Below are 12,416 nucleotides of genomic sequence, written 5' to 3' on the forward strand. Positions count from 1 at the left end.
TTATTATTGTTTTTTCATTTGACAGTTATTCTCAGCAGTCGGAAGTAAATTCCGGCGATAAAAAATACGATCATTATGCCTACGATGCCATAAAGACTCATGAACGTGTGGCCAAAAAAGGATACAAGTCTGAAGATATGTTTAAAAAACTAGGTAACTCCTATTATTTTAACTCTGAATTTGAAGGTGCGGCAAAATGGTACGGCGAATTATTTGCCATGAATACCAATGTAGAATCGGAGTATTATTACAGATATGCTCAATCTTTAAAGTCAACCGGACAAATAGATAAAGCAAACAAAATTTTGGATGAATTTGATTCAAAATTCAAAAATGACAGCAGAGGTAAACTTTATGCCGGAAATTTAAACTATCTGGATCAGATTAAAGAAAACTCCGGTCGTTATACCATTGAAAACGCAGGTATTAATTCAAAATATTCAGACTATGGAACTTTTGTACACAACAATAAAGTCTATTTTGCTTCGGCTAGAGACACCGGAAATTTTTCACAACGCAAACACAAATGGACAAATGAATATTTTACCAACATCTACATGGCCGATGTGGATTCTGTTAAAGTATCAAAAATAAAAAATGCGTTAAACACCAAATTTCATGAATCTTCACCGGTCTTTACCAAAGATGGTAAAACCATTTATTTTACAAGAAACAATTATCTAACAGGAAAAAAAGGAAAAGATGTCAATAAAACTACTTTAATAAAAATATACAAAGCGACTCTTGAAAATGGTAAATGGGCCAATGTAACACCATTATCTTTTGATAGTGACAATTACAGTACTGCTCATCCTGCTCTGAGTCCGGACGAAAAAACATTATACTTTGCTTCTGATATGCCCGGAACATTGGGACAGTCTGATATTTTCAAAGTAGCCATAAACAGTAACGGTGATTTCGGAACGCCTGAAAACTTAGGAAGGAGTATCAATACCGAGGGCAAGGAAACTTTCCCGTATGTGACCAATGAAGATGAAATCTATTTTGCCTCTGACGGGCATCCCGGACTTGGTGGTCTGGATGTTTTTGTGGGTGAAATTACAAAAGACGGAACCATCCGTAACATTCAAAACCTCGGAAATGATGTTAATTCACCAAAAGATGACTTTGCTTACATCATTGATCCTGTTTCGAGAAAAGGGTATTTTAGTTCCAATAAAGACGGCGGACAAGGTTCTGATGATATATATAAATTTCTGGAAACCAAAAGGCTAAGATGCATCCAAGAACTAAGCGGACTTATTACTGATGCTGAAACCGGAGTCATTTTACCCGGAGCAAAAGTAACTTTGTTTAACAATCAAATGGAAGCAGAAGGTACAACAATTGCAGATGCTAAGGGATCTTATAGTTTTCCTGTCGAATGTGGTAAAACTTATAATGTAAGAGCCGAAAAAACCGATTATACCACCAGAGAAGTAAGCATTACTATCGAAAAAACAACCGGAAAAACAACCTTATCTATTGCTCTTGAAAAATCTACCTGTAAAGTAACTGTGGGAGATGATTTAGGAAAATGTTTTGGTATAAAAATGATCTATTTCGACTTGGACAAATATAACATCCGTCCCGAAGCTGCTTTGGATTTAGAAAAAATACTGGCTACATTAAATGATTATCCAACAATGAAAATCGATATTCGTTCTCATACCGATAGTCGTGCCTCTTTTAAATACAATGAAGTTTTGTCAAACAACAGAGCTAAATCTACTATTAGCTGGTTAATTAAAAACGGTATTGCACCAAACCGATTAACCGGAAGAGGATATGGAGAAACAGAACTCGTAAACAAATGTGCTGATGACGTTCCTTGTACAGAAGAAGAACACCAACAAAACAGACGAAGTGAGTTTATTATTACGGCATTGTAATTTGAATTACAATAAGATGATCACGTTTCTAAAAGCTGTCTATTCGTTTAGACAGCTTTTTCTGTTTAAGAACTAGTCTTTTGCTTATTTCTTTTTAGAATTTTAGTACTAACTATTATTTTCAATTGTTTTGAAATTAAATAATAGATACCAACGAATACTAAAAACATGATTATTTTCGCCAACAAAGCTAAAACGAAATTTGAGGGAAAGATTTCAAGATCATTATACATTGTCCATGAACCAGGTAAATAATCTCGATGAAAAGTAACCGTTAATATTACAAATTTCTCAATTGATACTATCAGTAAAAAGCTAAATAGTATTCTCAATAAAACATTTTTTCTAACTCTTTTTATCCGAAGTAATTGTGTAACTGCAAACCATAAAATAGACTGCGTCCAAAATCCAAACCAATATTTCCCAAACATCCTATGTATCATTTGATTTTGTTCCTCCACATCGCCTACTGCATAAAAAAATATAATTCCAGTTACCCAAACGAGCAAATATAGTATACCAACAAACGAAATAAATTTTGAAGTTTCTTCGTCTAATGCAAATAAAATTGGTTTCTTGAAAAATATAGAAACTAATAGAAACAACAAAGAATACAACCCAAACGCTGTAAAAAAATCAACTGTAATTATTTGAAGTATAAGAATAATATTATTTTGCATTCATTCTGGATTAATTTTAAAAACGAGCATAAAAATTCTGCTAAAGTAAATCTTTCTCCCTTCAGAAAAGACAAAAAATGAGCGTAAATCTTCAAAATCTGTATTAGACTATAACCGTAATCTCGTTCTATCAAACCAAGAATAAAATGTATTTAATTGTTTGCGAGTTTCGTGTGCCCTTTCTAAGAAGGAGAAATCACATCCAATATTCCATGTAGTGTCTACTCAGCGTGTGTGATTTCTCCTTCGTCGAAAGGACAAAAATGAGCCTAAATCTACGTAAACCAAAGTCATTTTTAACAAAAAAAGCCGCTGCAACTTAGAGCTACAACGACTAACTAATCCAATTCAATACATTTATATTTTCGCGAATATATTCGTGTAATATTTATAACCTGTAGCGGAATCTGTCGAAACAGAAATCCCAAAGTGAGTAAAATTTCCTTCTATATTTTTCTTATGCCCTGGGCTTTCTAACCAGGCTTTTAGAGCAGCTTCAGAAGATTTGTAATTACGAGCTACATTCTCTCCAACATTTTTCGCTGCCAACGCTTTCATAATACTTTCTGATCTCGAAACAAAATCGTTATGATCCGCAACATTGTTCGCAATCATATACACATTGTGCTGTTCGCATTTATTCGAAATAAAATTTATTTTTTCTAATGCATTTAAACCAACACTTACACGATAGTTATTTATAAGTTGCATTAATTCCAACTCAGAAGGATTGTAGGTGTAGTTTGAAGTCAAGGCTTCAGCTGTAGTAGTATTATCTGCTTTACCGTCTGCGGTATCAGCAGAACATGAGTTCATTGCGATTACTATCACAACGAACATCATGCCGCGCAAAATCTTTTTCATAGTCATTAGCATTTTAGCGTCTTAAAGTAGATGTTGGGGCAAATCCTTTAAAATTATTTTAATAAAATAGTTATCACTTTATAGATCAAACATATTTAAAATATCGCTAAAAAGCAAAAATACTCGATGAAATACGCAATAAAATTTCAATTCATTGTAATTTTCTTACATTAAGAAGACAGTCTTTCTATTTTCCATGAGAAATCCGACTGAATTTTGTATCTAATTCTGTCGTGCAACCTGTTGGGTCTTCCTTGCCAAAATTCTACTTCCAAAGGAGTCACTAAAAAACCTCCCCAATTTTCAGGTCTTGGAATTGGCTTTCCTTCAAACTCTACTTCCAGTTTTTTGAGGTTTTCTTCCAAAAATACTCTTGACGGAATTACTTCACTTTGATTCGAAACAATAGCGCCCAATTTACTTCCGTCTGGTCGGGAATCAAAATAACCGTCAGAAATGTTTTCAGACGTCTTTTGCGCAATTCCTTTTATGATTACCTGTCTCTCCATCTCCTGCCAGAAAAACGACAAACAAACGTTTGGATTCGCCGCGATGGCCTTTCCTTTCTCAGAATTATAATTCGTATAAAAAATAAAGCCTTCCTCAGAAAATTTCTTCAGTAAAACAACTCTCGATTTCGGAAAACCATCTAAACCAATTGTAGAAACGGTCATGGCATTAACCTCCCCATTTGCTCCAAAATCTTCTACCTCATGAAACCATAGGTTAAAAAGATTAATCGGATCTTCGGGGATCGTGTTTTCAAGCAATTCGCTTTTTTCGTAAGATTTTCTATAATTACTTAAATCATTCATATTTTTTGATTTTAGATTGTGGATTGTAGATTTTAGATTGCTGAATTAGGGATGAATAATCAAAAATTAGGGTACACCTCCCCCGTAACTCATAACTTCCTTTAAAATTCAAAACTTCTTCCATCATCAGCAAGAAGTACATTGGGAAAAATTGTTTCGGCTTCTTCTTTAAAAACTGTAATATCGCCATAACGCGTAGAATAATGCCCCAAAACCAACTGTTTGACATTGGCTTTTAAAGCAATTGTCGCTGCTTCTTTGGCAGTACAATGAAGCGTTTTTCCCGCCAAGCTTTCTTCAGAATCCAAGAAAGTGGACTCATGGTATAAAACATCTACATTTTCTATTATTGGGATTACTGCCTCATGATAACCAGTGTCTGAACAGAACGCATAACTCATTGGCGGAATCGGATCAAATGATAACTTTTCGTTCTCAATAATAGTCCCATCCTCAAGTGTAACATTTCCACCACCTTTTATTTTCTGATAGTAACAGGTATCTATATTATAATTTTGAACAGCATCGACATTCAGTTTTCTGTCTCCCGGTTTCTCCTGGAATAAAAATCCATTGGTATAAACACGGTGTTTTAACGGAATTGTTTTTACAATAACCTTTTGATCTTCAAAAATAATTTCACTTTCTTTTGACTCCAGCTCATGAAAAAACAATTCATAAGTGGTCCACGAATTTGAAAGTCTTAATTGCAAAGTGATAATTTCTTTGATTCCTTTTGGTCCGTAGATGTGTAAATCTGTAGTACGTCCTAAAAGCGCAAAAGTCGAAATAGTACCAATTAATCCAAAAAAGTGATCCCCATGTAAATGCGAAATAAAAATGTGGTTGATTTTCGAGAATTTGATTTTATTCTTGCGCAGCTGAACCTGAGTTCCCTCTCCACAATCAATTAAAAACATTCTGTTTTTAATTTCTAAAACCTGTGAAGTAGGATTCGTAATTGTTCTTGGAGTGGCTGCATAACAGCCTAGTATGGTTAGTTTCATTTTAGATTGCAGATTGTTGATTTTAGATTTTAAATTGCCCATTAAGGCAATACTCAATCATAATTTATTCAAAATTAAATCTAAAAACCGAACTCTAAACTACCAAATCATTTTTATTTTGAAAATAACATTCTAAACTGTTGCTAAAAGATCAAGCCAAAAGTTGTGGAGTAATTTGTGTAGACCCTTTCCATTATTAGAATTAACAGATTTCGAGGTTTATTTTACCATTAGTTGGTAAGTTTTTTTTTTGATCTTTGGATGGGCATTATTTCTCGCAAAGACGCAGAGTCGCTAAGTTTTTTATTTTAAACTTAACGAAATAAATGCTTTATAAAAAATAGTGTTCTCTCCGATTTAAATCTAAAATCTGAACTCAAAAATCTAAAATCCCAAGTCTCTTTCGATTTCTTCCATTTCGATAATATCATGTGCTTCCAATAAAGAAGGAACCACAATTAACTTATCTGAAATAGCATTAAAGTCAAGATCAGAAACTACAATTACAAATGATTTTTTCGCCTTTTTTTGCTGTTTCGAAAGTGGTAAAAACAGCTTTACATCTTTTTCAGAAAGTTCGGTATCTGCGGATAAATCTATTATAATATTTTGTTTTTCAAAGGTTTTAAATTGTTGCGTTACTTTTTCCAGGAAAGAATTAAAATCTCCCTGAGTATCTTTAATTGTAACGGTATGTCCTTTTTGATCTACTTTCATTTTATATTTTATAGAGGCTTGTATAATAAAATAATAATCCTGACCGCTAAGGTACGAAGATTTTTTAGAGTTTTGTGAATTGTAAAATGTGAACTGTAACTGCCTGCTGAGACCGTAAACTAAAGCTTAAAGCTTAGACGCTAAAAGATAAATTACAGCCATTCTGATTGCAACCCCATTCTCTACCTGATTTAAAATCACAGATTGATTCGAATCTGCTACTTCACTGGTAATCTCTACTCCCCTGTTTATTGGACCCGGGTGCATGATGACAATTTCTTTGTTTAGCGAATCCAATAACGGCTTGTCAACTCCGTATTGCTGTGCATATTCTCTTGTAGAAGGGAAAAAGTTAACATCCATACGTTCGTTTTGTACCCGCAACATATTGGCCACATCACACCATTCTAATGCTTTTCTCAAATTGGGTTCGACTGTCACTCCAAGCGATTCGATATATCTCGGAATAAGTGTTTTGGGCCCACAAACTTTTACCTCAGCACCTTGCATTTGCAGAGCATATATATTCGATAATGCTACTCTGGAGTGCAAAACATCACCAACAATAACTACTTTTTTACCGGCAACGTCTCCTAATTTTTCTCTGATAGAATAACTGTCCAACAAAGCCTGAGTCGGGTGTTCGTGTGCTCCGTCTCCGGCATTCACAATACTTGCTTTGACATTTTTAGACAAAAAATAAGCCGCTCCGGGATTGGAGTGGCGCATTACGACCATATCCACTTTCATCGAAAGGATATTATTTACAGTATCAATCAGCGTCTCTCCTTTTTTTACAGAAGACTGGGCTGCAGAAAAACTAATGACATCGGCTGACAATCGTTTTTGAGCTAACTCAAAAGAAAGTTTGGTTCTGGTACTGTTTTCAAAAAAGATGTTGGCAATGGTAATATCTCGTAACGAAGGAACTTTTTTAATTGGTCGGTTGATGACTTCTTTAAAATGATCGGCAGTTTCAAAGATTAGGTTAATATCATTCTCATTGATATATTTAATTCCTAATAAATGATTTACGCTTAATTCTTTCATTTTGTTTCGATTATATTTTTTTAATTGTACTTTTTATAATGAAGAATAAACTAGCTCGTTATTAAATGAACAACATCTTCTCCCTCATTTTCTTTCCAGCTTACTTTTACTTTTTCACCATTAATGGCATCTACCTGACGACCTCGATAATCAGGCTGAATAGGTAAATTTCGGCTAAAACGCCTGTCGATTAACACTAACAATTCAATTTCTGACGGTCTACCAAAAGACTGAATGGCAGTTAAAGCCGCACGTATACTACGTCCGGTAAACAAAACATCATCTATAAAAATGACTTTTTTGTTTTCGACGATAAAATTGATTTGAGTTTTATTGGCTTCAAGCGGTTTATCAGTTCTGCGAAAGTCATCTCTAAAGAAAGTGATGTCTAAATATCCCAAAGGAATCTCGGGTGTTTTATACTCGTTTTCTAATAATTGTTTCAGACGTTCTGCTAAGAAAACACCTCTTGGTTGTATTCCAACCAAAATAGTATCCGAAAAGTCTAAGTGTTTTTCAATCAACTGACAAGCCAAACGATGGAGTATGATAGTAACTTCTTTTGAATTAAGTAATACTTTTTGGCTCATAGTAAAGTGTAATGTTTGGTTGGGCAAAAGTACAATAATTTTATGAATCTGTTGTTTTGATTATTTGAAAAATAAAAGATCACTTATCATTCTATTTAAATCACGTCTTTGATTTCGCATTTCAAGCAAAAAAAGCCCCTGCAATCGCAGAGGCTCTTAAACTTAAAAATCTTTATGTAAACCCTAATTAATTCACTACCAACTTAGCAGTAAACAATTTACGGGAATGTATTTTTAGAATGTAAACTCCTTTTGGCAAATCCTGATTTATTAAAGAAAATTGATTGTTGTTTACATTTTTTGTAGCGTACAATAATTTTCCCTCCATATTGTAAATTTCAATTTCGTCAATAGGATATTCCGATTGGATAAATGTTTCTCCATTACTACCCGTAGGATTTGGATATACTTTTAAACCATTATCAATTTTAAATTTATCGTTACCCAATTTCGTTTCGATTACTTCAAAAGAAACTCGGTTTGACACTTCGTTATAAGAATCATTTGTAAACATAACCAAAAAGTACTTTCCTTTTTCTGTCGGCAATTCAGGAGCTACAATGTTTTTAGTTCCTTGAGAAAGTCCTTCAAAATAAGTATAACTCACCAATGGTTTACTGTTTGGATTATCTCCGTCATGATAAATTCCTAACCAGTCTTTTACAATTCCCGGAGCGTCTGTCCAGGAAGCGGTGATTTGTTCTCCAAGATCATACACGGGTTTGTTGATCCATAATTCGGTAACAACAGCTCCAATTTTAAAGTACACTTTATTGCCAATAGCGTTAAAACCATCTTGCAAATAATACTCGGCATAATAATATCCTTTTGGCAAATTAGTGAATGATTTAGCGCCTGTAGCAGTTGTAACATATTGCCAGCTTGAAGCGGCAACGCCTGATCCCGGGTTAACTCCCATCTTGTATATTCCAATCCAATCTTTCGCTAATTCCGGTCCATTGCTGTAATTTACAACTACTGGAGTTCCAACAGAATATTCGGTCTTATCGGTCGTTAAGACCGGAACTGGTCCAACATAAAAATATTTACGTGGAGCAATTTCTGTGTAACCGCCATTGGAGAATATAACGGCATAATAACGTCCTTTATTCGCTAATCCTTTTGGGAAATTAATAAACCCACTTGGATTCCCGTCGGTATACTGCCAGCTTAACGAAGGCGTTATCGCTCCCGGTGTCTGCCCCTCTTTGTATAATCCTACCCAAGTTGATGTACTCGCCGGAGCATCTGTAAAATTAACTTTGATAGGGGCATTTTGTGAATAGGTTAAAGCATCAATAATTATCTCTGTATTTATAGTAGTACTTCCCGTAACAGTAAAGGTCTGCACATCACTCCAGGGAGACCATTCCAGATTGCGATCTCTGTATCTTAATTTCACATAATACTTTCCATTTGGAAGTGAATTAGAAGCCAAATTCATTTTGGTAATATCCACACCCAGATTTATATTAACCGTAGAGTCTTTTTTAGTACCATATTTACCGTACAAATTTTCGAAGTCACGGTACACTTCTTTCTTAACGATATCAAATGTCGGTGTTTGTGAAATTAAAAACTGACTGGTATTCAATAACTCATTTGTTGTGGTACTATAGGCTGAACCGGATATTGCTAATGGCAATGTCACATTTCCTGTAAAGGTATTCGTGATTGATGGTTTTACTGGAGCTGCTTTGTTTTTATATCTGTGGAACTCATCCATTAATTGGTTATTTTTCCATTTATCAACGCTTCCGATAGAATAACTTTCAATGTCCATTTTACCATTTGCCACATCGATGTCAACAATTTGATAAATCCAATTACAGATTGTTTTTTGTACATCATCAAAATCCTGTTCAGTCGAAGACCCCCAATATTGATCCCAGGCAGTACCTCCCGAAATGATATTATAGGTCGGTGTATTTTTTAATTGTCCTCTATGGTAAAGATGGTGATGTGCTCCAATATGCATCGAATATTTCGGTGAAGTCACCAACAAAGGAACTGCGGTATTACGAACCCAAGTAGAAATATCACCCACGTATTGCTCTGCCTGATACGGTCTGTGGCTCAAAGAAAAAATCCACTCTACCGTAGTATCCGTATTGGCAGCTGCCACAACCTTTTGTAACCACGCTAACTGCTCTGCTCCTGTATGTTCTGAACTTAAACTAATAAACAAAACATTACCTGCTTGTTGTGCATAATAATTCTCTGTCCCTGATGAAATTCCTTTATAAGAAAGCTCACTAATGTAAAAATGATCGTAATACGAATTCATTCCAAGTGTTCCGTAAGTCTCATGGTTTCCTACTGTTGTCTGAATAGGAATATTACCCGATAAACCTCTGTTCTTTTTAAAATGTACATTCTCATAATGATCCAAAGTACCAACATCGACCTGATCGCCCACCATAAATGTCATCGCAATATTATCGTCCGGAGATAGGGTTGCCCCCCATTTCTGTCTGATTTTCCTTTTGGCAGCCGACACTAAAGAATCGTAACGAGGTACTGCTTTCAATTGATTATCACCCATAATCAAAAAGCGAATATGACCATCTTTTGTAGCGGCTTGCCCCGGATTAGGCAGGGTTTTAAAAGAATAAACCGAAGACACTTCAGCTCCGGTTTTTATTCTGTAATAATATTTAGTATTAGGCGAAAGATTCATCAGCTTCGCACTGTGATAAAAATAATTCCCCGGATAACCTGAATCTGTAAAGACATTCGTATTACCCGTAACGGTTACATTAAGACTGGTTGCAGCCGTTCCGTACTCTACAATAGATTCGGGATTACTGTTGGTTTTCCAGTTAACATAAATAGAGGTCGGTGTTGCATTTTGCAAATAAGGAAATAGCGTTTGTGCGTGTGAAGCTAAACTTATTCCTAAAAATAGTAGTAGATAGTAAAGTTTTTTCATAAGTTGTTTTTCGTTGTTTAGACGACACAAAAGTATTCTACCAAAATGCAAATACTTTTAAGACAACATTACCCTTCTTTTATCTTTACTTCTCTTTATTGTAAAGTTAACTATTAAAATTACCGAAATCTATTCCAGTCAATACCAGCACAATTATGCTGAAACCGGCTTCTTTTCTTTCGCAAAAGAAAACCATGTAAGTTTGTGCCAAAGCGACTCCAATGGTCCTTGTCGGTGTGTTTTAAGCCACCACGTACAAAAACTCAATTGCAATAAAAACAAAACAATACCGATCAACAATCCAAATGTTGCTCCGGTATATTGGTAAAGCCCTAAACCAAAACGATAGTAGATAAAAGAGCCTAAAATAGATTGTGTAAAATAACAAGTCAAACTCATTTTTCCAAAAGGAATCAATTTTGTTAAAACCTTATTTACAGCTTCTTTTTGGTATAACAACACAAATGTGCTTACCAACACCACCATAAAAGTAACATTTGACCACGAAGTAAAAATAATTAATAAGCTGTTTACTAAATCCTTATTAGCAACAACATCCGGCAAAAAAGTTTTGAATCCAAAAATCGGAATAAACAATATTGAAGCATATAGTAATGCTTTTTTCCAAAACGCATTATTCGCCGGCGAGGCTACAAAAAGTTGTTTTCTTCCCACTATCATTCCAAACATGAATAGCGCCGGAGCTTGAAAAAATCTTCCATTTTCCCAAGACCAGAACACAGAAGCCCATCTGCCTATTGTTACATTACCTACCGCGTGATCCATAAACGAGCCGTCTCTTAAATACGTATACATATCGCCATAATAGGCATTTGACCTATTAGCAGGAAGTACATAATCAGGGTTATAAAGAATATTAAAAAAATTGTACCATTCTAAAGGCAATGTCATTAAAAAACTTGCTATAATCAATACATATTTCGTTTTCAGATTACAAACCGGAATCAAAATCAATCCTAAAACCGCATACATCATTAATATATCACCAGAAAAAAAGAGGGTATTTACCAGTCCAAAAACAAACAATATAACAAGTCTCCAGACAAACCTTACTCTAAAATCATTTCCTTTTTTAGCCTGATTATCATTTTGAATAAAAAAGCTAAATCCAAACAGTAGCGAAAAAATAGCATATGATTTTCCTGCAAAAAGAAAAAATAAAGTATCCCAAATCACCTTATCTAATCTTTTTATAGATTCGGGCAAATACTCCGGCAAATGATAAAAATCAAAATGTTCTAAATTATGAAGTAACATAATAGCCATGATGGCTAAACCACGTAAGGCATCTATCACTTCTATTCGAGGTGACTTTAAACTAAAAGCGTTTTCTGACATAGGATATAAAGGATTTAATTAAAGGTATATCTCTCAAAAATAATTTTATTTCATCAAAATCTACAATCTAAATCCTCAATTATCAAGCATTTATAAATCTAATTTTTAACTATTCTCAATTAAGTTTCATAAATAATAGAAATTAAATAATAAAACAATTTCGGAAAATTATGTAACACCTAATTTCATAACAGTCAGTAACTTCATGTTAGAATAATACTTGTTTTTTTAAAGAATTAAAATAATAAAATCATGAAAAACAAAACACTACAATTGACACTAGTATTCGTTATACTATTGACATTTACAAGCTGCGAAGTGATTGGAGATATTTTTAAAGCAGGAATGGGATTTGGTATTTTTCTAGTTGTTCTTATCATTGCCCTAGTTGTTTTTATAATCAGTAAATTCCTTGGTGGAAAATAAGCATAAAAAAACCTGTTCAACAACGGAACAGGTTTTATCTTTTTATAGTAGAAAGTCCTTCTTTTTTCAAGACGAACTCTTTTC

The 12,416-nt window shown here is 34.2% G+C and carries 11 protein-coding genes; 2 read left to right on the forward strand and 9 right to left on the reverse strand.

Annotated elements, in window-relative coordinates; translation table 11 throughout:
* The first annotated feature begins 2 nt into the window (after positions 1-2).
* Positions 3-1,892, forward strand: coding sequence for an OmpA family protein (locus AB674_RS01615; protein WP_047773296.1), 1,890 nt, complete (start codon positions 3-5; stop codon positions 1,890-1,892).
* A gap of 65 nt (positions 1,893-1,957) precedes the next feature.
* On the opposite strand, the gene AB674_RS01620 is transcribed toward AB674_RS01615, so the two are convergent.
* The 9 genes from AB674_RS01620 to AB674_RS01660 form a co-directional block, all read right to left on the reverse strand.
* Positions 1,958-2,572, reverse strand: coding sequence for a hypothetical protein (locus AB674_RS01620; RefSeq protein ID WP_047773299.1), 615 nt, complete (start codon positions 2,570-2,572; stop codon positions 1,958-1,960).
* Between the two features lie 357 nt (positions 2,573-2,929).
* Positions 2,930-3,436, reverse strand: coding sequence for a CAP domain-containing protein (locus AB674_RS01625; protein WP_047773741.1), 507 nt, complete (start codon positions 3,434-3,436; stop codon positions 2,930-2,932).
* Positions 3,437-3,606: 170 nt separating this feature from the next.
* Entirely contained in the window at positions 3,607-4,251 is a 645-nt protein-coding gene (gene pdxH, locus AB674_RS01630; RefSeq protein ID WP_047773301.1) for a pyridoxamine 5'-phosphate oxidase, read from the reverse strand.
* A gap of 101 nt (positions 4,252-4,352) precedes the next feature.
* Positions 4,353-5,258 (reverse strand): ribonuclease Z, encoded by a 906-nt coding sequence (locus AB674_RS01635; RefSeq protein WP_047773743.1) that lies wholly within the window; start codon positions 5,256-5,258, stop codon positions 4,353-4,355.
* A 384-nt stretch (positions 5,259-5,642) separates the two neighbouring features.
* Entirely contained in the window at positions 5,643-5,975 is a 333-nt protein-coding gene (locus AB674_RS01640) for a hypothetical protein (protein ID WP_047773303.1), read from the reverse strand.
* 126 nt (positions 5,976-6,101) lie between these two features.
* Positions 6,102-7,025, reverse strand: a complete 924-nt coding sequence (locus tag AB674_RS01645; protein WP_047773305.1) for an aspartate carbamoyltransferase catalytic subunit — start codon at positions 7,023-7,025, stop codon at positions 6,102-6,104.
* A gap of 50 nt (positions 7,026-7,075) precedes the next feature.
* Positions 7,076-7,615 (reverse strand): bifunctional pyr operon transcriptional regulator/uracil phosphoribosyltransferase PyrR, encoded by a 540-nt coding sequence (gene pyrR, locus AB674_RS01650; RefSeq protein ID WP_047773308.1) that lies wholly within the window; start codon positions 7,613-7,615, stop codon positions 7,076-7,078.
* Between the two features lie 187 nt (positions 7,616-7,802).
* A complete protein-coding gene (locus tag AB674_RS01655; protein WP_047773310.1) occupies positions 7,803-10,547 on the reverse strand; it encodes a fibronectin type III domain-containing protein in 2,745 nt (914 codons plus the stop codon).
* Positions 10,548-10,700: 153 nt separating this feature from the next.
* Complete coding sequence (locus tag AB674_RS01660) at positions 10,701-11,906, reverse strand: DUF418 domain-containing protein (RefSeq protein ID WP_047773311.1); 1,206 nt, start codon at positions 11,904-11,906, stop codon at positions 10,701-10,703.
* A 252-nt stretch (positions 11,907-12,158) separates the two neighbouring features.
* On the opposite strand from AB674_RS01660, the gene AB674_RS22730 reads away from it, so the two are divergent.
* Complete coding sequence (locus AB674_RS22730; protein WP_165579342.1) at positions 12,159-12,332, forward strand: hypothetical protein; 174 nt, start codon at positions 12,159-12,161, stop codon at positions 12,330-12,332.
* Positions 12,333-12,416: the final 84 nt, after the last annotated feature.

It is taken from the genome of Flavobacterium sp. ABG, assembly GCF_001027725.1.
Taxonomy (GTDB): domain Bacteria; phylum Bacteroidota; class Bacteroidia; order Flavobacteriales; family Flavobacteriaceae; genus Flavobacterium; species Flavobacterium cupriresistens.